The sequence below is a fragment of the Mesobacillus persicus genome (genome assembly GCF_900109925.1).
Classification (GTDB): Bacteria; Bacillota; Bacilli; order Bacillales; family Cytobacillaceae; genus Mesobacillus_B; species Mesobacillus_B persicus.
This window is the reverse complement of the sequence record NZ_FOBW01000008.1, coordinates 156232-178338: the sequence shown is the minus strand read 5'-3', so window position 1 is coordinate 178338 and position 22107 is coordinate 156232. Positions and strand designations below refer to the sequence as shown.

Here is a 22107-nt window from a genome sequence, read left to right as displayed (position 1 = left end):
ATAGAGAGGAATTTAATATGGTAGCAACACTATTAGCGATTATGGTTGTTTTACTATTGCTAAATTTTCCGATGATGATCCCGCTAATCGTAGCTCCTGTTGCTGTAGCATTTATCTTCTTTCCAAATTTGCGACCGGAATTGCTGATTGACCAGTTGTTAACCGGGATTGAATCACCCGTGTTATTGGCTGTTCCGATGTTTATTTTTGCGGCGGATATTATGACATCAGGGAAAACGTCCAATCGACTATTGGACTTTATCGGATCTTTTATCGGGCATATACGCGGAGGGTATGCGGTTACGACTTCTGCAGCATGTACACTTTTTGGGGCCATTTCGGGCTCGACGCAGGCGACGGTGGTAGCTATTGGTAAGCCGATGCGTGAGAGATTGCTCAAGGCTGGTTATAAAGACTCTAGTGCCATTGCACTGATTATCAACTCCAGTGACGTAGCGTTATTGATTCCACCGAGTATTGGAATGATTATTTATGCCCTTGCAGCAGGAAGCGTATCCGTCGGTGACTTATTTATCGCAGGGATTATTCCTGGCTTGATCGTCTTTGGAAGCTTTGCGGTATACAGTTATTTTTATGCAAAGATAAAAGACATTCCTTTAGCAGACAAGGTACCATGGAAAGATAGATTAGTATTTTTAAGAAAGGCACTTTTACCTTTAGGGTTCCCAGTCATTATTGTATGGGGGATCTACTCCGGTTATTTCACACCGACCGAAGCGGCCGCGATTAGCGTGCTGTATGCCTTTATCTTGGAAGTAGTCATCTATCGTTCGATTCATATAAAAGAAATACCGAAGATTGCATTATCCACAGGGTTAGTTTCTTCAGCGGTATTTGTGCTAGTGGCAGGAGGCCAAGTGTTTACTTGGGTCCTAGGCTACGCGAGAATTCCGCAGCAAATTACAGAGACTGTATTGGGAACAGATCCTAGTGCGATATTTGTGCTAATCATGGTAAGTATTTTCTTCTTTATCGGATGTATGTTCGTCGATCCGATTGTGGTTATCTTGATTCTTACACCGATCTTTGCTCCTGCGGCAGAGGCAGCGGGTGTAGACCTCATCCATTTAGGGATCGTGATTACGTTCCAGGCTGCACTAGGTTCAGCAACCCCTCCGTTTGGGGTCGATATTTTTACCGCTAGTGCCGTGTTCAATAAGTCCTATATGGATGTAATCAGAGGAACACCACCATTTATCATTATGTTACTCGTTATATCAGTACTGTTAATTTTCATACCGGAATTATCGTTAATGCTGATTCCTGATTAAGTTAAGTCGATTTCTGCGAATGTAGGAATCCTTAAATACATTTAAAAACAAATAGGGGGTTTTATTATCTTTAACAAGAAACAAATTCTAGCAATCGTATTTATGCTGACGTTAGGACTATTTTTAGCCGCATGTGGAAACAACGAGGAAGCAAATTCAGACAGTGGTGATTCAGGCGCAGACTCAGGAAATGGGGATGCAACATCTGATGAGTTTGATACCGCTACATGGCGTTTCGTAACAGAGGAAGTTCAAGGTCAAGTACAATATGTTTATGCAGAAGAATTTGCGAAGCGTATTAGTGAAAAGACAGATGGTAAAATTACGGTGGAACCATATGAGTATGGTGGCCTAGGGACAGAAACAGACCAAGTAGCAGCCTTGCAAGGTGGTGCTGTGGAACTCGCAGTTATGTCACCTGGTTTTACTGGTAATATGGTGATGGAAGGCCAAATCTTTGCCTTACATTTCTTGTTTCCGGACAGCGTGGAAAAAACACAAGAAATTTTAAATACAAGTGAAGCGTTGAATGTTGACTTGGTAAAACAATACGAAACACATGGAATTACACCGCTTGCATTTTGGACAGAGGGAGCCATGGCGTGGTCTAGTAACAAAGGGCTACGTGAGCCAGCTGATTTTGATGGATTTAATATGCGAATTCAAGAGTCTCCTTTAATGCAAGAATCGTATAAAGCGTATGGAGCAAGCCCACAAGCATTGCCTTGGGGAGAATTGTATACAGCTCTAGATCGTGGAACCGTTGACGGACAAGAAAACCCTGTTTTCTTCATCTATGATGCAGCTTTCAATGAAGTTCAAGATACAGTAACTTTATCAAACCACAACAACTATGTTGCGATGACAACAGTAAATACAGATTGGTATAACAGCCAACCAGAAAATGTACAAAACGTAATCAGTGAAACCGTCGATGAAATGCAAGATTGGGTGTATGACGAGCAAGATCGCCAAAACACAGAGTATGCGGAAGCAATGGAAAATGATACGGACAATCCAACGGAAATCATTGAGCTAACAGAAGAACAACGTGAAGAGTTCAGAAAACTGGCACTTCCAATCCGTGACTACTACAGAGAAAACATCTCCACAGTAGACGGTGCGATTCTTGATAAGCTTGAAGAGGAAATTTCTGCAGTAACAGAATAAAGAAAACATTTGAGGTGCCAGGCACCATCCAGAATCTGGATGGTGCCTGGCACCTTTTTTGCATCGGCGCGTGCCTAGAAGAGGAGCTTGAACATCCTTATAAAAAAAGCGCATCAGGAGGGAAACTAAAGAATAAACTGAAAAATTAGATAGACAATTTAAAAGATAAGTACTCTAATAGAGCAAGGGGGGGATTTCTCATGGAACGAAGAATAGAGAGTTTTGCTGTGGATGGATTAACTATTGAATATTCAATTATTGGTGATGGCGAGCCGATATTTGTCTTTCACGGCGGACATTCCAATTGTCATGAAGAATTTGGGTATCAAGCATTAGTAGAGAATGGATTCTCGGTCATTACTCCATCAAGAGCGGGATATGGCGGCACATCAAAAGCAGTGGGAGAAAGTTTATCGACCGCGTGCGAGTATTATTTGAAGTTATTGAAACACTTAGATTTACAAAAAGTCCATCTACTTGCTATATCCGCAGGCGGTCCTAGTGGTATATATTTTGCTGCCAACTATCCAGACAGGGTTTGTTCACTTACGCTCCAATCCGCTGTTACGAAAGAATGGCTTACCCCAAAAGATAAAGAATACAAAGCGGCGAGAATATTATTTCGTCCACAAACAGAAAAATACACATGGAAGCTAATTTCTAGTATGAATAATGTATTTCCACAGTTCATTTTTAATCAGATGTTTCCCTCTTTTAGTAAACTAACCTACAAAGAAGCAAAGGGGATGCATAGTAGAGATGATGTTGAAGCAGTGAGAAAAATGAATAACCGACAACGGTCCAGAGATGGGTTTTTTCTAGATTTAGAACAGATTAAAGAGGTATCTGTTGAAACGTTACAGGCGATCAATTGTCCAACCCTTATCATGCACAGCAAACATGATGGATCGGTCCCTCTAGAACATCCGTATTTTGCTCATGAAAATATACCACATTCTCAATTATGTCTATTGGACACATGGGGCCATTTGATTTGGCTTGGTTATTCATCAAAAGACACGGATGAAAGTCTTATAGAGTTCCTTAACTCTCATAAACAATTATGATTTGAAACATGTAAAGGAGGTTCGTTGGGTGATAAAAAAGCTGGATCAGCTTCCTTTTGGAAGCCTGACCATAGCATTCATTCATTTAGCTTGTTACAAACAGCCCTCCATTTAGATGCAAAATTTGCCCTGTCACATAGGAAGAATCATTAGAGGCTAAATATACATAGGCCGGTCCAAATTCTACTGGCTGGCCAGCACGTTTCATCGCCGTTTTGCTGCCCCATTTTGCGACTTGATCTGCCGGGAAGGAAGAAGGAATAAGCGGAGTCCAAACCTTGCCGGGAGCAACCCCATTCACTCGAATTCCTTTAGGAGCTAGTGATTTAGATAAAGAGCGAGTAAATGAAACAATCGCTCCTTTTGTTGCCGAATAGTCAATGAGTTGCGGATTTCCTTCATAGGCTGAAAGAGATGTGGTGTTGATGATGCTAGAGTTTTGTTTCATATGAGCAAGAGCGGCTTTGGTTAAGAAAAACATCCCAAATATATTAACTTGGAAAGTCCGAAGCATCTGCTCGGTTGAAATGTTTTCTAGTCCATTTTGTACATATTGAACAGCAGCGTTGTTTACAAGGACATTCAGTTTCCCAAAGGTTTGGATGGTATCTGCCACTACTTGTTTACAAAAGGATTCATCCGCAATATCACCGGAAATCGCTAAGCATCTGCGTCCAGTTGCTTTAATGAGTTCCTCCGTTTTTTCTGCATCTTTCTCTTCATTATAATAAACAAAAACAATATCTGCGCCTTCCTTGGCAAATGCCAAAGCCACAGCGCGGCCAATTCCGCTGTCTCCACCAGTAATCAGAGCGACTTTATCTTTCAACTTATCACTTCCTATGTACTTCTGATCGTCGAAAACAGGTAGCGGGTCCATTTTATATTCCATGCCAGGGTGTTCCTCTTGATGCTGGGGAGGGAATAGATTTTGATTTTCCTGATTGTTTGAGTTGCTCATGAGAAGACCTCCACGTCGTTTGGTTGAAATCGTTTTTTTCGTTCATTTTGCCTAAGGAGTTTTTTCAAATTTTCCTGAGTTTTTAATCGCCATTAGAATGCCCTTGAGGCAGGCATTTATGTTAATGCCTAGGCAAATAAAAGGGTATGAATATTCTAACTACTCTTATATACTTAAGAAAATAAGGCAGAACTAGAAAACAGATTTTCTGTGGATGGGAATTTTGTTCGTCGGAAAGGAGATTGGCCATGTCACAATCAAATGAAGAAAGTAACTCTGATTCAAAGTCAGTGAAGGAAATAAAAAAAGATGGGTCATTTAACCGGCAAAAAAATCGATTCATTACCCCGTTTGGAGAGAAAGAGGGAGAACTTCCGGTAGAAGCGGGCCGTTACCGACTTCTGTGGTCAGCGGTTTGTCCTTGGGCACACCGGTCTGTTATTGTCCGGAAAGTTCTTGGTTTGGAAGATGTCATCAGTTTAGGCACAGCAAGCCTCTTGCGCCCAAATCTCCCGCATGTTGATTGGGAATTCTCTTTGGATCCTGGTGGAGTCGATCCGGTATTAGGAATTCAATATTTAAGTGAAGTATATAAAAATGCGGATGTTGATTATAATGGCCGACCAACGGTTCCAGCAATTGTCGATTTAATAGAAGGAAAGGTCGTCAACAATGACTATTTTAAGTTGACCAACTATTTCGAAACGGTTTGGGCACCATTTCATAAAAAAAATGCCCCGGATTTATATCCTGATCCCCTAAGAGAAGAAATTGATGCTTTAAATGATGTCATTTTTCACGAGGTAAATAATGGTGTATATAAATGTGGGTTTGCTCAGTCGCAACAAGCCTATGAACAAGCATACGATGCCTTGTTTGCTAGATTAGATGAGTTAGAGGACCGTCTTTCAAAACAGCGGTATTTGTTTGGAGATTTTATTACGGATTCAGATGTCCGATTTTATGCAACACTTATTCGTTTTGATGTGGCTTACTTTTCTGCATTCAAGACAAACCGCAATCGTATCATTGATTTTCCAAATCTTTGGGGTTATTTATGTGATTTGTACCAGACGCCGGGGTTTGGTGATACGACTGATTTTCATGCAATCAAAGTGCATTATTACTTATCGAATCATCTATCGAGTGATGATCAAAAAGGGCATAACAGCATTTTACCAAAAGGACCAGATTTATCAGGTTTGCTCTCAAAACATAATCGACAAGTATTAAGTCAGTCCGAAGGTAAATTTTTAGTGAAATAATCGGAAGGAGACAAACTCTTGATTAGAATACGAGATGCAAAAGAAGAGGAACTTCCATTCATACGTGAACAAAGAGTAAAGGCCTACGAAGACCATATCGCTAAAATCCCTCAAGGTCATTGGCAAGAATTGAAAAAAGCGATTTTATCTGAGGCAGATGTGGAAGAGGGTGTGGATCTACTCGTTGCGGAACTCGCTGGGGAAATCATTGCGAGTGTTGCATTGTTTCCGGCAAAAATCGATGCGTATGATGGAAAAGTGGAGGAATTGGAGTATCCAGAAATCCGAATGCTGGCAGTTTCCCCTGAAGCCCGTGGGAAAGGCGCTGCAAAAAGATTGATCAATGAATGTATGGAAAGGGCCATAGCGAAAGGCTATCAATCCATCGGCTTACATACTGGTGAATTTATGAATGAAGCCAGGAATCTCTATGAAAACTTAGGATTTGAGCGTGTGCCAGAATCTGATTTTATCCCGGCAGAGGATGGAATAAAAGTATTAGGTTTTCGTCTTTCTCTGGTGTGAGCAAAACGAGGGAAGAACATAACTGATCTGATGCATATTGGAACAAGTTGTGAAACAAAATTCTTCAGCGGGAACATGCACCTCCTCCGATTGTTCTTCCCTAAAACATGCGTTATAATAAAAGTGATTACATCATATAGTAAAAAGGACCGAACATGCGTCAACATGTCCAGTCCAGCAATAGACGGTTCCCGTAGAGGGGTCAGCTGTCAGTGAAAGAAATAATCCACCAGAGGCGTCAACTCAAGGGTGGATTATTTTTTATGGTTAAATGACAGGATGGCTACGACTAAGGTAGTAAATGCAATCGCAAACATCAGAGACTCAAACACTGTCAATCAGCACCACCCCCTTTCTACTGGGGAGATAGGCCGACCACCCTTGAGAAAACCTATTCTATTGCTTCTTTAGTTTAGCATATTTTTGCACAAACAGGAACATATGTTTTGGTTTGTGGTAAACTAGGGAGGGATAAGCTATTTTGTATTCTTTCAATCAAACAGAAGGGGACCTATCTATTCAAACGGATAGTTATTGCTCTATTTAGTAGGAGGAAGCAAAAGAACCGTCCCCAATAGGAGATAACATGCTAACCGAAATAAAGCTTTCTGTACGTTCATTAGTTGAATATGTATATAGAACTGGAAGTATTGATAATAGATTCCGAACCTTAACCCCTATGACCGAAGGGACAAAGGCTCATAAGGCGATACAAAGTACATATGCAGAAACCGATCAAAAGGAAGTTTTTCTTAAAACGGAAATCGAATATGATTCGATGGTTTTCCTGATTGAGGGACGTTGTGATGGGTTATTATTTCAACCAGATGAAATTTTAATTGACGAAATTAAATCTACTTCAAAGGACTTTAGTTTGATAGAAGAGGATAGTAACCCTGTACACTGGGCTCAGGCGATGGTTTATGCTTATATCTATGCAAAAGATCATAATCTGCAAGAAATAAGTGTTCAGTTAACTTACGTACAAGTCGTTACCGATGAGCAAAAAAAATTTAAGAAGCGGTTTACCTTTCAAGAACTTGAACAATTTGTTATCGAGCTAGTTAAAGAGTATTCACCCTTTGCATCCTTAATGAAAAAGCATCGATTACGTAGAGATCTTAGCATACAAGAACTAGCTTTTCCCTTTGAAAACTATCGCGAAGGTCAACGCAAGCTGGCGGGTGCAGTTTATAAAACCATCTCCGTGGAGAAAAATATCTTTGCCAACGCACCAACAGGGATTGGAAAAACGATTTCTACCATCTTCCCGACAGTGAAAGCGATGGGGGAAGGTAAGCTTGAACGAATGTTTTATTTAACAGCTAAAACAATCACAAGACAAAACGCTGAAGATGCTTTCTCTCATTTAAAAAAGAAAGGTTTATGTTTAAGCGCTGTTACGATTACGGCAAAGGATAAGGTTTGTTTTAAAGAAGAAACTATTTGTCAGAAGGAATATTGCGAGTTTGCGAATGGATATTATGACCGAATCAATGAAGCGGCCTTAGATATTTTCTCTCATGAAACGTTTATTGACCGAGCCACCATTGAAGAATATGCGAGAAAGCATACACTTTGTCCATTTGAGTTTTCCTTAGACTTAGCCTTTATTGCAGATGCTATAATCTGCGATTACAACTATATATTTGATCCGAAAGTCTCGTTAAAGCGGTTTTTCGACGAACATAAAAAACAATCTGTGTTATTGATAGATGAAGCCCATAATCTAGTTGATCGGTCTCGAGAGATGTTTTCAGCAGAATTATCAAAGTCAAATTTTCTTCCCTTGAAAAGGGAATATAAAGATTCCGTTCTATACGACTCTGTTACGAAGCTAAATAAATATTTTATTGAAATCAAGAAAAAGTGTTCGGAGAAAGGGCAGCTTGTACTAAAGGAATTACAAGTTGATCTAATCGAAATGCTTGAGGAGTTTGTCCGTGTTGCGGAGATGGAGCTTTTACAACAACCAAAATCAGACAGTCAGCAATTTCTATTAGATACGTATTATGCAGCAGCGGGGTTTGTTCGAATATCCAAGCTTTATGATGAACGATATGTGACTTATGTGGAAGCGGAGAAGAATGAAGTTCACCTAAGAATGTTTTGTTTAGATCCTTCGCATTTGTTGCAGCAAATTCGAAAAAAGTTTCGATCAACGGTCTATTTTTCAGCAACCTTATTACCACTTCCGTATTTTACCGATATGCTTGGTGGTACGTCTGACGACTATACGATTAAAATCCCTTCACTATTTGGGGAGGAACAAACGGACGTTTACATTCAACAATTATCCACCCGTTATCATGATCGTGAAAGTACGAAAAAACACTTGGTTGAAATGATTTCGCAGCTAGTCCGCGAGCGAAGGGGAAACTACTTAATTTTCTTTCCTTCCTATCAGTATATGAAAACTGTATATGAGGACTTTATATCCAGCTATCCTGATATTTCTACCATCATCCAAACGAATAAGATGGACGAGGAGGAACGGGACCAATTCTTAGGCATGTTTAAAGAAGATAGTGGGCAATCACTCCTAGGCTTTGCTGTTTTAGGTGGGGTATTTTCTGAAGGGATTGACCTAAAAGGCGACAGGCTAAATGGGGTCATTGTTGTTGGCGTCGGCTTACCGCAAGTGTGTCTAGAACGAAACATAATGAAGGAATATTTCCAATCAACAGGGAAAAATGGATATGACTACGCCTATACTTTCCCAGGAATCAACAAGGTCATTCAAGCAGGTGGGAGATTAATCAGATCAGAAAGTGATTCCGGAACCATCGTATTAGTAGACGATCGTTTCCTGACCCAGAAATATCAACACCTACTCCCCGAGGAATGGAGAGACTTTCAGATTATATAAAGGAAGCAAAGGGAAGCAAAGGGACGGTTCTTATGCTTCCTTATTTCTGCTAGGTTTAATGGAGCATTTTAGCCAGAGGGACTGGTCCTGCCCCAGAGGGCACATCTCATCTATTCTTGTTCGCGATCGCAGTTTGGTAAATTGATAGGAAATTTATGATATTTGACTCTTTCTAGACTGCCTATCACTTGTTTGAAGCAATTGTTTTAGTTCTGTCTTGTCATCCAATGATAGAATAGCCTCTGCCAACGGAAATAGCACTTTTTCTTCCTTGGCGAAGTGTTGCGTTAAGGTCGCATAAGCTTGCACGGCGCTTACTGTGATGAACTGGGCATCATGTTCATCAATGTTTGTACCAGCTTGATTAGCTTCGGTTAGGAAATCCTGTAGATGCTGTTCGGCCTTCTCATGTTCTTCTTCCATCTCAGCGATTGTGTGGTCATTTTTTTCAAGACGACGGACCATCAACGGAAATAATCCATCTTCTTCTCGTTTGGAGTGTGCTTTGAGTTCTTCAGTAAAAGCAGATACCCGCGCAAATAATTCCGCAAACAATAAAACCACTGCAGGGCCAGATTCGCACTCAATTTCTTCAGCAATCTCATAGAAAAGATTCATTTCTGCCCGTAGTGAAACATGCTCGTCCTTTAATTGTTGCAGGGGAGCACATAAAACTAGATTCAACTCCTCCATCCTTCAACCCTCCCAACGTATTATTATCATCAAAAATTTCTGTGTAGTCTTTTGTTGTTCTTTTAGAAGCATAACCTAAAAATCTCCAACAACTTGTGATAGCCGTCACAGAATAGACTTGCTGAGGGAGAAACATGGCGATCAGTAAAGGCTATTTTTTATCGTTGTGGAAGTGTGATTCAATAAAAACTATATAAAAAATGATAATTATTTATTGTAAAACGATAAATTCAATGATATTATCAAGGTGAAATTAAATAGCGAGGTGCGATAATAATGAAACAAGGATCAACACTGTTTTTAAAGATAGCGGTTATTTTTATTGGCATACCTGTTCTAGCTGCATGCATCTTTTTGTTGCCTCAAATTGCAATGGAAGCAATGGAACATGCGGCAAATGGCGCAATATTGGCTTATGTGGTATTTGCGATTTTATTGATTATGTATGGATCAGCGATTCCGTTTTACTATGCTTTGTATCAATCATTTAAACTGTTACGTTATATTGACAATAATCAAGCGTTCTCACAAGTTTCTGTAACAGCGCTAAAGAGTATCAAAAAATCCGCCATCACAATTAGTGGTTTGTATGTCGTAGCTCTTCCATTTGTCTATATCGTTGCAGAATGGGATGATGCCCCGGGTCTCATTTTACTCGGAATGGTCATGGTTGGTGCACCAATGGTGATTGCTGTCTTTGCTGCTGTTCTCCAAAGGCTTTTACAAGAAGCAATCAATATCAAATCTGAAAATGATTTAACGGTCTGAGGTGACGACGATGGCGATAATTATCAATATTGATGTAATGTTGGCGAAACGAAAAATGAGCGTCACGGAACTTTCGGAGAAGGTCGGAATCACCATGGCGAACCTTTCTATCTTGAAAAATGGAAAAGCAAAAGCGATCCGAATCTCCACTTTAGAAGCGATTTGTAAGGCATTAGACTGTCAGCCTGGAGATCTTTTAGAATATAGAAGTGAGGAAGATACGAAAGAATAACAAGGAAAAGTAGGTGTTTTTTAGAAACACCTGCTTTTCCTTGCCTAAGTAAACTTTCGTATTCGCTGCCTGACAAAACAGACATTTAACCACTACCTGATGAGTCCTCTTACACAATGTGCTAAATACACAATTGAAATCCATGCTCTCGTCCCAAACGATTTCCTATGACTCTATTTTCCTGCTCGTGGCTAACCTTTAAAGGAAGGGCAAATTGATAACATAGAAAAAATAGAGTGTCCGTTGAGGTTTTTTACTAAAAATAAAAAGGCTTAAACCCGTGGTTATCGGTTTCAAGCCTAATTTTATTGTCCTCCAGCAAGGGAGCTTATTTGCCCGATAGAGAAGAACCGGCAAGTTGCTTAAGTTTAAAATGAACAACAGCACTATAAAAGCGGCGTCCGTCCTCGCCAACGTACATTTGATGGTTCACAGAATGAACGGAAAGCATAAGCGCTTTATTGATTTCAATTTGAGCATGAATTTTATCTTCTAACACTTTAATACTTTCAGCCTCAAAAAACTCAACCTTATCTTCATAAAAATCCAAATTTAAATGTAAACTCATCATGTCCTCCAATATGTATAATAAGCCTTATTTTACACCGGGAGCGATCGTTCATCAAGAAAACACGGGGACGGTTCTTCTACTTCCTTTAACAATGATGAAGATGAAAACGAGAGGAAACCCACCGAGAAATCATCTTCATAAGCCGGATGATGATGAAAACGAGGATAAGCTGTGTCTGTGTGGTCTTACCTCTAGCAGTTTTTTAGATTTAAATCAATTCAGGAAAGGGGAGCACGAATGTTTCGTGCTCCCGATCTATTAAACATTCAATAACTCTGCCTGCTTATCCTTTTGCTTTTTGTAGTTATAGAACCCTTCGCCTGTTGCGATGCCAAGTTTTCCTTTATCGATATACTCGGTTTTCAGAAACTCTGCAACCTTAACAAACTCTGGATTTCCTGCTTGTCCTTTTGCGTTTGCGATATTATAAGCAGTAGTAATTCCAATCACATCTAAAATAGCAAATGGACCTTTTGGTGAGCCTGTAGCAATCTGCCATGTTTTATCGATTGATTCTACATCGGAAATCTCATTTACGAGAAGCAGCTGAGCGGCTTCTAAAAATGGAACCAATAAGGAATTTAAAATATATCCGGGTTGTTCTTTATGTAACGGTAATGCAACCATACCAATTGCCTTGGCAAATTCCAGCATATCCTCAAACACTTGTGAATCCGTTCCTGGATGTTTCATCACTTCAGCCGTGTTGCTCAACCAAATTTGATTGGCAAAGTGTAAAGCTAGAAACTTTTCTGGTCGTCCTGTATCTTGGGCAAATTGGCTTGGTAGTAATGTAGAAGAGTTGGTCGCAAAAATTGTTTTTTTAGGCGCAACGGCTCCTAATCTCTTGTAAAAATCGGATTTGATTTGAACCACTTCAGGGACAGCTTCGATGACTAGATCCGCTTCTGCAACCGCTTTTGATAAGTCGCTGTAGAAAGAGAGACGATTAAATGCACCAGTTACTTCTTCCTCTGAAGCCTTTAAGTCTTTTTGATAACGAGGCATGAGTTTCGCGATTCTTTCTTTTGCACGCTCCACGGCTTCGTCGTTAATATCGTAAACTGTAACATTAAATCCTTTAAAAGCAGTCTGGAATGCAATTTGACTTCCTAAAACGCCACTTCCAGCCACGGTAATATTTTTGTAATCCATTCCCATTCTCCCCTTTGTAAACGATTACTTTCGTAAAATATTATTGCATTAATTTGGTAAAAAATGAAGAGGTTTAGGAAATATCTATTAAAATATTTTGAAAGTTAGGTGTACTTTACTTTTCTTTCACCTTAGAAATGATAGAAATTGTGTGCTGGTGGCGAATAGAGACCTACTCTTTATGTTTTTGGGAAAATAAACATTTTTGTTATTTATGGGATATTCTAACATCATGCAAAAGGGAGGGATCCAATTTAGAGACACATCATATCCGTTTAACTTCATCTGAAATCGGTGGCTTATGGGCAAATTATATAGCTGATTCTATGTTTTGTTGTGTCTATAAATATTATTTAGCTAAAGTGGAGGATTCAGAGATTCAAACCGTATAGAGCATGCTTTAGAATTATCCAAACAGCATGTTCAGGTGGTTACAAAAATCTTTAACGAGGAAGGACATGCTATCCCTCAAGGGTTTACGGAAGAGGATATGAATATAAATGCTCCTCGGCTGTTTTCCGATGAATATTTTCTTTTTTATTCAAAGCATATGACAAAAGGGTCTTTGGTCACTTAAGGTGCGATTTTGCCTCATACCTTCTGAAATGACATTCGTGAGCATTTTATGTCATGTTTATCTTCAACAATGGAGCTCTTCAATGAGGCAACAAACTTACTTTTATCAAAAGGGTTAGAGGTACGTTCGCCCTATATTCCATATCTCGAAAAGATAGATATGGTGGAAAAACAACAGTTTCTTGCAGGATGGTGGGGCAAGCAAAGACCCTTGACCGCTGCAGAAATCGCCCACCTATACTCTAATATCAATGGGCACAACCGTAATAACTGGCTTTGGACAAGTATCACAGATAGAAGATATAAGAGATTACATGAAACGTGGGAAGGAGATAGCTAAAAAACAGACAAATATATTTAGCAAGTATTTAAGTGAAAATGATCTCCCAGCTCCCACTTCATGGGATCATTTTGTCCAGCCAATCACAGAGTCTCCCTTTTCAGACAAATTGATGATGTACCAAGCAAGCTTGATGACTGCATCTGGAATGGGGAATTACGGAACAGCTCATTCCGCCAGCCCAAGACGTGATATCGCGGCGGATTATACTCGTCTGCTCGGAGAGATTGGACAATTTGCAGAGGATGGGATAAATCTCCAAATAAAGTATGGATGGTTGGAAAGACCCCCTCATGCTGTACAACGTGAGGAATCAGTGAAAGCAAAGGGCCGTATCCGTTGCTTCTTTTGATATCTTTAAGTTTATCAATGGGACCTACTTAAAAAAGGAAGCATAAGAACCGTCCCCAACCAGCCCGTTGGAGATTTTAGGAAAAAGAAAAGAGGGACGAGCGAATTGAAACCAATTTCGTCCTATAGGTTACCAATATCAAGAGAGAAGCTCAAGACGCTTATCTGAATGTTGAAAATATTATTGCAACTTAGTAGTTTGTTGGGTATGATAATAATGAAAGCGATTTCAATAAGTGGGAAGGAGGTAAGCGTGTAAAAATGTATAACCAAAAACTATTACAATCTTATCTTCTAAAACTTGGCGTAAGGGCAGATTATCATATTTGGTTAACCTCTCCAGAGATGGAAGATTTCGTCTTAATTGATCAAACCGGTGAGTGTATAGCGAATCCGCCTAGTCAACAATCACTAGACCAAATATATATCCTAGACGTGCAAGATGGGAATACGTACTTCTATTTTAATTATCCCGGCGATTATCAAGTAGTGATTTGTCTGAATCAGGAATTGCGTATTTCAGATGATGATTTTGAGGTTCTTTATCATTTCCTCTATCCTTGTTATGCAGACTATTCATTGAGGGCAAGTCAGTTTAAGATTGATAAAATAATTGAAAATATCCGTCATACCACTTCAGTGTTAGACGTCGAGGACTTGTTTTCAAGTATTCTAGCAAACACTATCGAAGTGATTCCAAATGCTGATCTAGGGACGTTGTGGTTATACAAACCAGAAATCGATCGATTTGTTTGTAAAGCATCGTATGGAAACTTGTTCCACGGAATTCGTCAAATGCAGTTTAAAGATGATGAAGGGTTTATTGGCTATTCATTTAAAAGAAAGACTCCTGAATTATTTACGAATATCGTAGAACTAACGAGTCAAGATGTTTGGACAGCCTCACCAGATAATAATCAATATTGGGATAAGCGAATCGATTTATCAAAATCAGTGAAATCGATGCTTACCGCTCCAATCATGATTGATGATAGAGTTGAATGTGTCATTATTCTATGCCAGATAAAAACAAAAACAACATTGACCGATCAAGACCTTCAATTACTTCAAGGTTTTTCCTCGCAAGTAGGCATAGTCCTTAAAAATGCAAAACTATTTTCCGACCTAAAGAGACAAAACGAACTCTTATTAAAAAGGGATGACATCCACACAACGTTGACGAATCTATCTTTACAAAGTATGGGAGTAAATAAAGTCATTCGTGAATTAACACGGATGATCGGTCTAACGATATTCTTCGTTGATTTAATTCAAAACGAGTGTATTCCTGAAACAAAAGGGCTGACGGATAATCCCTCTTTCAAGGAACTTTATAATTACTTAAACAACCATACCAATCAACGAGAATCTTCATCGTATATATTGACTCAATCCAAAACTGGAAGCCACTATCTTTATCCTATTCGTAGCGGAAACGTCATTCTTGGCTGTATCATTATCCGGGCACAAAGACCACTTGAACAAATGGATCGAATCGCACTTGAAACAGGGCATTCAATCTTAGCTTTACAGCTGGTAAAAAAACAAACTCTTGTTGAGTTCTATTATAAAAAGAAAAGAGAGTTATTTAACGAAATCATTCAGGTTAGGGAAACGGAAGAGCTTCAACAAAAAGCAAGGGAGCTTGGGATTAAAGAGCATACAAATCTTGTATCGGTACTATTTGAATTCTCTGGATTTACAGATCCTCTAGAACTTGAAACGCATGTTCATCGCTTGATTTCTCAGATGAAAATCGACTTATCACCGACTATTCAAACCGTGTTTGGTCATAACAATGAAGTTACCGTACTTGCTTGTGTAAAAACACCTTCTGATTTGCTTACCTTTAAGAAAAAGATAAACCAAATGATCGCGGATTGGACAAGCATGGAGGAAATTCTCTTAAACATAGGAATGGGCTCGATTTATGACGGCCTACATCTGATTGAAAAGTCCTATCTTGAGGCTAAAAAGGCACTCTCCTATTTACGATCAAGGAAGCGATCTGGTTTTATCCAATACTCAGAAATTGGTGTAAACCGGTTGTTCATTAATCAAAATGAGGAAGAGATTTTGGAATTTGTAATGCAGGTCTTTGAACCGTTAAGGACAACGCAGGGGAACAATAATTCACTAGAACAGACATTGTTAGCCTATTTCGACTGCAATCGTTCAGCAACACAAACGGCTAAGAAGTTACACATTCACATCAATACACTCTATCTAAGGTTGAAAAAGATAGAAGAGTCGTTACAAATTTCATTGGAAAATCCCGAGCATGTCCTGCGAATACAGTTAGCTTGTTATTTAATTCAATCATATGAAAAAGTAGAAAATAAATAGTGAAAAAAGGAGAAGGAGCTTCCTTCTCCTTTTTCATGTTATTCACTCGTGAAAGCATTGAAATCAGGCATGGTCGGATTGGATATATAATGTCCACCTTCAATTTGCAGCGTTTGTCCGGTTATGAATTTTGATTCGTTTGAGGCCAGGAACAGAACCGCATTTGCAATATCATCTGGTTTCCCATGGTAGCTAAGAGCATTATGTTTTAAAAAGAGTTCCAAAATATCAGGTGGCAAATTCCTTTCTGAGGCAGGCGTTAGGATCAAACCTGGAGCAACAGCGTTGCAACGAATAGAATATTTTCCATATTGTGCGGCAATGTATCTTGTTAGATTGACAACAGCTGCTTTCGAAGAGCCATAAGCGGTGCGAATACTGTCACCAGTAAAGCCAGCCATTGAGGCAGTATTAATAATTGAACCGCCTCCAGATTTTATTAAATGAGGTACCGCATACTTGCAACCAATCACTATACTTTTTACATTCACGTCCATAAGGCGATCCCATTCATCTAAATCTAGATTTACTACATCGAGATCTTTATTCAAGTCCGTTGAACCAACATTATTAAATAGAATATCGATTTTTCCAAAGGACTCCACTGTGAAATCAATCAAATTTTTAATCGAGTCTTCTTTTGCTGCGTCCATAAATAAACCAAATGCTTCTCCACCATTAAGTTTGATTTCTTTTGCTGTTTGCTCTGCTCCATGTTGATTGAAGTCCCCAATGACGATTTTAGCTCCTTCTTTTGCAAGTTTCAAAGCTGTTGCGTAACCTATCCCAGAGGCTCCTCCCGTTACAATGGCTACTTGATCTTGGACTCTTCCCATTTTTCTCCTCCTAAAACGTTCTTCTTATTGAAATTCCTTTCATGTTATCAAGGTTCTCTTCCTTAAACGATGGGGGAATGCCTAGTAAAAAGCAAAGATTAATGGAAAAACTCACATTGTACCACGATCGCTCTAGAGATAAAATTTTGATTATAAATAAAATTCAGTCAAATTAAACGACGTGGATTTAGCTGAATGAAAAGGAGTGAAAATAGGTGGATTTAGATAAAAGTATCGTTGGTCTCAAGGGAGAGGTCTTTGTTGTTGATGTTGAAAAAAGGCATGTACGCCAATTTGCTGAAGCAATTGGGGATTCCAATCCCTTGTATGTGGATGAAGATTATTCAGCGAGTTCACCATACGGTGGATTAATCACACCACTTACCTATCCGATTGCGCTAGCTTCAGAAGGCAAAAGTTTGCCACTTCAATTAGATGAGCGCCGTATGCTGCACGGCGAACAAGAATTTATCTATCACCGTCCCGTTCGACCCGGAGATCAGTTGTATTGCCAAATGAAAGTAGCGGATTTATATGAGCGGGAAGGCAGAAGCGGGATGATGCAGTTTTTAGTCCTTGATACAGAGATGAAGGACAAAGAAGGAGAAATGGTCGTCATCAGCAGGATGAATATCGTTTATCGTCCATTAGCGAAATAAGGAGGAGAATGGAATGCTTGCAGTTGCAGGACTAAAAGTAGGACAAGAATTCGAAGCGCTTACAAAGCCACCAGTAACAAAAGTACAGTTAGTCAAGTATGCAGGAGCTTCTGGGGATTACAATCCTCTCCATACAGATGATGAGTTTGCGAGGAAGATAGGAATGGATGGGGTGATCGCTCATGGGATGCTCATCATGGGATTTTTAGGAGAGTATGTCATGCAGCTAGCTGGAACAACAGCCGAAGTAGCTCAGTTTCGAATGAGATTCGGAGGCATGACGAAACCCGGAGACGAAATTAAATGTTCAGCAGTGGTAGAGGATGTCTATGAAGAAAAGGGCCAATCTTTTGTGGTTTTAGCCCTTAAAGCCGCTAAATCAGGAGAAGAAATAGTTGGGTCTGGTCAAGCTGTACTCAGATTTCATTGAAAAATAACTAAAGGAGGTATTCCAAGTGAGTAAATTAACCGAGAAGTATGCAATCGTTGGGGTTGGGGAAAGTGAACGCTCAAAAAATTCTGGAGTAACGCCATTGCACTTAGCGTTAGATGCAGCGAGAGCGGCAATTGCCGATGCAGGCCTAAATGCCACGGAAATTGATGGCTTTATGAGTTATTCAGAGCATGATTCATGTACATCACATCAACTCGCGACCTACTTAGGCGTTCGTCCGAAGTATGTAAAGGACATTATGGGTGGCGGAAGCAGTACTGAAATGCTGATCGCCGATGCTATTGGTTTGATTGAAGCAGGAATGGTTAATACAGTTTTGATTTACCGTTCGATGAACGGTCGCTCTGGAGTAAGAATGGGCGGTGGAGGTTGGGATGTGAATATGCTCCAAACTGCTTTTGATGGAGGAAGTTTTATTATTCCTTACGGAGCAGGCAGCCCGTCACAATGGTTTGGACTGTTTGCAACCCGTCATATGCACGAAACAGGAATCACGAAAGAGCATTTTGGCCATGTTTGTGTAAGCGCATATGAACATGCACAACGAAACCCAAAAGCGTTTTTCTATGGCAAGCCACTAACCATGGAAGAGTATTTAAAAACACCAGACTTATCGTTCCCTTTTAATAAGCATGATTATTGTCTTGAGTCGGATGAAGCCAATGCCATTATCGTGACTTCAGCGGACCGGGCCAAGGATTGCAAGTCAAGACCTGTGTATATCATGGGCATGTCAGCAAGACAGTGTCACCCACATGCACATTATTGGTCAGATTTATCACAAGTAGCGGCTGACTACGTTGCACCCGATCTCTACCAAAATGCAGGAGTAAAGCCTGAAGATATTCAGGTAGCTTCAATTTATGACTGCTACAGCTGGGTGGTTTTACGTCAATTGGAAGCCTATGGGTTTGCTCCTCGCGGCGAGGTTGGTGCTTTCGTTGCGGAAGGAAATTTAAAAATGGGTGGAAAATTGCCAACCAATACCGCAGGCGGCATGTTGTCAGAAGGCTATACCCACGGGATGAATAATGTTCTTGAGATTGTTCGACAGATTCGTCATGAATACAAAGGAACAGACCGTCAAGTAGAAAACTGTGAAATTGGGATCTGTACAGGGTGGGCTGGACCGGATATTGCCGGCGCTATGATTCTAAGAAACTAGGAGGGATTATGAATGAGCTATCAAAAGCCAATTCCATTGAAAACACTAGACAATTCCCCTTATTGGGATGCTGCCGATCAACATGAACTTAGACTGCAAAAATGTATGAGCTGTGGAGAATATGCACACCCACCGGGTCCAAGTTGTGCAAAATGTGGCGGAACAGAACTTAGCTGGGAAACATTTGGAAGTGATGTTAAGGGAACGATTTACTCTTATGTGATTTCGTACCGACCATTCCTGCCAGGATTTCAAGATGACCTTCCACTTGTGATTGCACAGGTAGAGTTAGAGAACCCAAGTGGAGTGAAAATTCTTGGCAATGTGATTGAAAGTAATCACGAAGAAATCAAAATCGGTAAGCCTGTACAAATGGTGTGGGTCGATATTACAGAAGATCGAGCGCTTCCACAGTGGAAACTATTGTAGAACCTCGCGAAAGGAGGATGTGACAGATGGATTTTTCGTTTTCAAAAAAAGAGGAGAAATTTCGTAGCACGTTAAGGAGCTGGCTCGAAGAAAATCTTCCTGAGGGCTGGCTGGAAGGAAAAAATGTGATTACGAAGGAGAATGCTGAGTATTGGGATTTTCTCCGAAGTTGGCAAAAAACCTTGTATGAGGGCGGGTATGCAGCCATTGCATGGCCTGAAAAGTATGGCGGACGAAACGCTACATTAATGGAGGAAATTATTTACCAACAAGAAATGGTTCGAGCCAATGCACCTCAACTTATAAACTATGTTGGCATCCACATGGTGGGACCAACGTTAATCCAAATAGGAACGGAAGAGCAAAAAGAGAAATACATCGAAAAAATTCTCACAGGAGAAGAAGTCTGGTGTCAAGGGTATTCGGAACCAAACGCTGGTTCTGATTTAACTGCAATTCAAACGAGTGCGGTGAAAAACGGAGATCATTGGGTAATCAATGGTCAAAAGGTTTGGACGAGCTTCGGTCATGTTGCCGATAAATGCTTTTTATTGGCAAGGACATCGAGTTCTACTGAAAAGAAACATAAAGGCATCACCGTTTTCCTTGTTGATATGCACCAAGAAGGAGTCGAGACTAGACCGATTATTCAAATGGATGGCGAGCATGATTTCAATGAAGTGTATTTGAATGATGCCATTGCCAGTGATGCGGATATTATCGGTGAAGTCGATGAAGGGTGGAAAGTGATGATTGCGCTCCTGATGCATGAGCGTACAGGCATTGGTGGACAATTATTTACGCTCGAACAGCAATTTAAAGATCTAGTCAAAATGACAAATGAGGTTGAAGAAGATGGAAAGCCACTAATCAAGGATCCATTTGTTCGTCAAAAAATGGTCGATCTTTATACGAGGTCTCGAGGGTCTCTATTAAATTATTATCGCAATCTAACAACGACCTTGAAAAGAGGGTACCCAGGTGCTGAAGGCTCGATGGATAAACTCCTTGTCAGTGAGCTGACGAAAGAGGTATTTTCCTATGCGGTTTCTCTCCAAAATCATCAAGGTGTTTTATGGAAGGAAGATGCGTTGGTGGATACGTACTGGCAAGATAAATTCCTTCATTCATTTGGAATGACCATTGGTGGCGGAACAAGTGAAGTTCAGAAAAATACGATTGCCGAACGAATTCTTGGATTGCCGAAAGATTTGGGTCGTTAATTAAAAGGAGGTGGATAATAATGGACTTTTCATTAAGTGAAGAACAAGAAATGTTTCGCCGTTCTATCCGTAAATTTTTTGATCAGCATGGGCAGACATCGATAGCTCGTGATGTTGTGAAAGGAAACACAACGTCGTTAGATAAGGTGACGAGAGGGTTAGTAGAACTTGGTTGTACGGGCATGACAGTATCTGAAGAATTTGAAGGGTCAGGCCTTGGTTCGCTCGATCTCGTGCCTGTTTTTGAAGAATTAGGAAGAGCACTTCTTCCAGGAACTCTACTCGAGACCATTGGCTTTGCAATCCCGATTTTAGAGAAATATGGAACGGATGAGCAGAAACAAAAATATTTGCCAGAAATTGCAGCTGGAACAAAAAAAATGACGCTTGCTTGGTTAGAGCCAAAGAAAGGGTATAACCCTGACAGCGTTGGGGTGACGGCTTCAGCCGAAGGAGAATCTCTTGTCATAAATGGAGTAAAGTCACTCATTCCTGACGGTGACGTTGTCGATACGTATATCTTATTAGTACGTACCATGGATGGCAAAGATGGGGCCGGATTATCCCTTGTCCTTCTTGATCGTGAGGATACGGGGATTACCGTACGTCATCAGAAATGTTTTGATGAAACACAACGCCTCGCAGAAGTGACATTTGAAAATGTAAGGGTTTCCAAAAGTCAGGTTCTTGGTGCAATGAATCAAGGCTGGGACGTTTTACAAGAAGGGTTGCTTCATTTAAATGGAGCGCTTTGTTCGCTGATGGTAGGTGGGATGGACCGAATTGTCGAAATGACTGCTGAATATGCAACTATTCGCGTTCAGTTTGGGCAACCGATTGGACGGTTTCAGGCGATTAAGCATGGAATTGTCGATATGAAAACGGACCTAGAAACTGCAAGATCGCTCAGTTATTATGCGAATTGGGCACTAGAAACGGACGTAGATGATAAGAAAGCAGCCATTTACAGTGCTCGTGCATTTATAACGGAGGCGTATATTCGCATTGCTTCCCAAAGCATCCAGATTCATGGGGGAATTGGGGTTACGGAGGAACTAGATTGTCAGCTTTATTTAAAACGCGCTCGATATTATGAAAATTATCTTGGTAGTGTTCAGCAATATAGGGAAAAGACAGCCTTGGCTTTAAATTGGTAATGC

At 40.2% G+C, this 22107-nt stretch carries 24 protein-coding genes; 19 read left to right on the top strand and 5 right to left on the bottom strand.

The window, feature by feature from the left end:
- The first annotated feature begins 17 nt into the window (after nucleotides 1-17).
- The 3 genes from BMX30_RS12830 to BMX30_RS12820 all read left to right on the top strand — a co-directional run bounded on the left by BMX30_RS12830 (nucleotide 18) and on the right by BMX30_RS12820 (nucleotide 3529).
- Nucleotides 18-1292: a TRAP transporter large permease gene (locus BMX30_RS12830; RefSeq protein ID WP_090746119.1), complete on the top strand. Its 1275-nt coding sequence runs from the start codon at nucleotides 18-20 to the stop codon at nucleotides 1290-1292.
- A gap of 102 nt (nucleotides 1293-1394) precedes the next feature.
- Entirely contained in the window at nucleotides 1395-2462 is a 1068-nt protein-coding gene (locus BMX30_RS12825) for a DctP family TRAP transporter solute-binding subunit (RefSeq protein ID WP_090746117.1), read from the top strand.
- 200 nt (nucleotides 2463-2662) lie between these two features.
- Nucleotides 2663-3529: an alpha/beta fold hydrolase gene (locus BMX30_RS12820; protein WP_090746113.1), complete on the top strand. Its 867-nt coding sequence runs from the start codon at nucleotides 2663-2665 to the stop codon at nucleotides 3527-3529.
- 85 nt (nucleotides 3530-3614) lie between these two features.
- Here the strand turns inward: BMX30_RS12820 and BMX30_RS12815 are convergent, their stop codons facing one another.
- On the bottom strand, nucleotides 3615-4490 hold the full coding sequence (locus BMX30_RS12815; RefSeq protein ID WP_090746110.1) for an SDR family oxidoreductase: 876 nt from the start codon (nucleotides 4488-4490) through the stop codon (nucleotides 3615-3617).
- Between the two features lie 248 nt (nucleotides 4491-4738).
- Between BMX30_RS12815 and BMX30_RS12810 the strand changes: the two genes are divergently transcribed.
- The 3 genes from BMX30_RS12810 to BMX30_RS12800 all read left to right on the top strand — a co-directional run bounded on the left by BMX30_RS12810 (nucleotide 4739) and on the right by BMX30_RS12800 (nucleotide 9149).
- Nucleotides 4739-5755: a glutathione S-transferase family protein gene (locus BMX30_RS12810; protein ID WP_090746107.1), complete on the top strand. Its 1017-nt coding sequence runs from the start codon at nucleotides 4739-4741 to the stop codon at nucleotides 5753-5755.
- 18 nt (nucleotides 5756-5773) lie between these two features.
- Nucleotides 5774-6280, top strand: a complete 507-nt coding sequence (locus BMX30_RS12805) for a GNAT family N-acetyltransferase (protein ID WP_342028072.1) — start codon at nucleotides 5774-5776, stop codon at nucleotides 6278-6280.
- Between the two features lie 586 nt (nucleotides 6281-6866).
- Complete coding sequence (locus BMX30_RS12800; RefSeq protein WP_090746104.1) at nucleotides 6867-9149, top strand: helicase C-terminal domain-containing protein; 2283 nt, start codon at nucleotides 6867-6869, stop codon at nucleotides 9147-9149.
- Between the two features lie 153 nt (nucleotides 9150-9302).
- Here the strand turns inward: BMX30_RS12800 and BMX30_RS12795 are convergent, their stop codons facing one another.
- Nucleotides 9303-9842: a hemerythrin domain-containing protein gene (locus tag BMX30_RS12795; RefSeq protein WP_090746101.1), complete on the bottom strand. Its 540-nt coding sequence runs from the start codon at nucleotides 9840-9842 to the stop codon at nucleotides 9303-9305.
- A gap of 276 nt (nucleotides 9843-10118) precedes the next feature.
- Here BMX30_RS12795 and BMX30_RS12790 point away from each other — a divergent pair, with 276 nt between their 5' ends.
- Entirely contained in the window at nucleotides 10119-10610 is a 492-nt protein-coding gene (locus BMX30_RS12790; protein WP_090746098.1) for a DUF2975 domain-containing protein, read from the top strand.
- 10 nt (nucleotides 10611-10620) lie between these two features.
- Nucleotides 10621-10842 (top strand): helix-turn-helix domain-containing protein, encoded by a 222-nt coding sequence (locus tag BMX30_RS12785; RefSeq protein WP_090746095.1) that lies wholly within the window; start codon nucleotides 10621-10623, stop codon nucleotides 10840-10842.
- Nucleotides 10843-11170: 328 nt separating this feature from the next.
- Here BMX30_RS12785 and BMX30_RS12780 read toward each other — a convergent pair whose 3' ends face one another.
- Together BMX30_RS12780 and BMX30_RS12770 are read right to left on the bottom strand one after the other, a co-directional pair.
- Entirely contained in the window at nucleotides 11171-11410 is a 240-nt protein-coding gene (locus tag BMX30_RS12780; protein ID WP_090746093.1) for a DUF2536 family protein, read from the bottom strand.
- Nucleotides 11411-11671: 261 nt separating this feature from the next.
- Nucleotides 11672-12568, bottom strand: a complete 897-nt coding sequence (locus tag BMX30_RS12770; protein ID WP_090746086.1) for a 3-hydroxyacyl-CoA dehydrogenase — start codon at nucleotides 12566-12568, stop codon at nucleotides 11672-11674.
- Between the two features lie 137 nt (nucleotides 12569-12705).
- Here BMX30_RS12770 and BMX30_RS24285 point away from each other — a divergent pair, with 137 nt between their 5' ends.
- From BMX30_RS24285 to BMX30_RS12750, 5 genes are all read left to right on the top strand, one after another.
- A complete protein-coding gene (locus tag BMX30_RS24285; protein WP_090746083.1) occupies nucleotides 12706-12960 on the top strand; it encodes a DUF3231 family protein in 255 nt (84 codons plus the stop codon).
- Nucleotides 12957-13145, top strand: coding sequence for a DUF3231 family protein (locus tag BMX30_RS24280; protein ID WP_090746080.1), 189 nt, complete (start codon nucleotides 12957-12959; stop codon nucleotides 13143-13145). The genes BMX30_RS24285 and BMX30_RS24280 overlap by 4 nt, the downstream gene beginning before the upstream one ends.
- 48 nt (nucleotides 13146-13193) lie before the next feature.
- The gene (locus BMX30_RS23560; RefSeq protein ID WP_170843866.1) at nucleotides 13194-13484 is read left to right on the top strand and encodes a hypothetical protein; all 291 of its coding nucleotides are present in this window, start codon (nucleotides 13194-13196) and stop codon (nucleotides 13482-13484) included.
- Nucleotides 13396-13836, top strand: coding sequence for a DUF3231 family protein (locus BMX30_RS12755; RefSeq protein WP_090746077.1), 441 nt, complete (start codon nucleotides 13396-13398; stop codon nucleotides 13834-13836). Before BMX30_RS23560 ends, BMX30_RS12755 begins: the two co-directional genes overlap by 89 nt.
- Nucleotides 13837-14096: 260 nt before the next feature.
- Nucleotides 14097-16181 carry a helix-turn-helix domain-containing protein gene (locus BMX30_RS12750; RefSeq protein WP_090746074.1) on the top strand — a complete coding sequence of 695 codons (2085 nt, stop codon included), beginning with the start codon at nucleotides 14097-14099 and terminating at the stop codon, nucleotides 16179-16181.
- A 38-nt stretch (nucleotides 16182-16219) separates the two neighbouring features.
- Here BMX30_RS12750 and BMX30_RS12745 read toward each other — a convergent pair whose 3' ends face one another.
- Nucleotides 16220-17017, bottom strand: a complete 798-nt coding sequence (locus tag BMX30_RS12745; RefSeq protein ID WP_090746071.1) for an SDR family NAD(P)-dependent oxidoreductase — start codon at nucleotides 17015-17017, stop codon at nucleotides 16220-16222.
- Nucleotides 17018-17232: 215 nt separating this feature from the next.
- On the opposite strand from BMX30_RS12745, the gene BMX30_RS12740 reads away from it, so the two are divergent.
- The 6 genes from BMX30_RS12740 to BMX30_RS12715 are packed head-to-tail and all read left to right on the top strand — an operon-like array spanning nucleotide 17233 to nucleotide 22104.
- Nucleotides 17233-17676 carry a MaoC family dehydratase N-terminal domain-containing protein gene (locus BMX30_RS12740; protein WP_090746070.1) on the top strand — a complete coding sequence of 148 codons (444 nt, stop codon included), beginning with the start codon at nucleotides 17233-17235 and terminating at the stop codon, nucleotides 17674-17676.
- 13 nt (nucleotides 17677-17689) lie between these two features.
- Nucleotides 17690-18106: a MaoC/PaaZ C-terminal domain-containing protein gene (locus tag BMX30_RS12735; RefSeq protein WP_090746068.1), complete on the top strand. Its 417-nt coding sequence runs from the start codon at nucleotides 17690-17692 to the stop codon at nucleotides 18104-18106.
- Between the two features lie 25 nt (nucleotides 18107-18131).
- Nucleotides 18132-19295 carry a thiolase C-terminal domain-containing protein gene (locus BMX30_RS12730; protein WP_090746065.1) on the top strand — a complete coding sequence of 388 codons (1164 nt, stop codon included), beginning with the start codon at nucleotides 18132-18134 and terminating at the stop codon, nucleotides 19293-19295.
- Between the two features lie 12 nt (nucleotides 19296-19307).
- The gene (locus BMX30_RS12725) at nucleotides 19308-19724 is read left to right on the top strand and encodes a Zn-ribbon domain-containing OB-fold protein (RefSeq protein ID WP_090746062.1); all 417 of its coding nucleotides are present in this window, start codon (nucleotides 19308-19310) and stop codon (nucleotides 19722-19724) included.
- Nucleotides 19725-19750: 26 nt separating this feature from the next.
- Nucleotides 19751-20947: an acyl-CoA dehydrogenase family protein gene (locus tag BMX30_RS12720; RefSeq protein WP_090746059.1), complete on the top strand. Its 1197-nt coding sequence runs from the start codon at nucleotides 19751-19753 to the stop codon at nucleotides 20945-20947.
- 20 nt (nucleotides 20948-20967) lie between these two features.
- Nucleotides 20968-22104, top strand: coding sequence for an acyl-CoA dehydrogenase family protein (locus BMX30_RS12715; protein WP_090746056.1), 1137 nt, complete (start codon nucleotides 20968-20970; stop codon nucleotides 22102-22104).
- The last annotated feature ends 3 nt before the right edge of the window (nucleotides 22105-22107 follow it).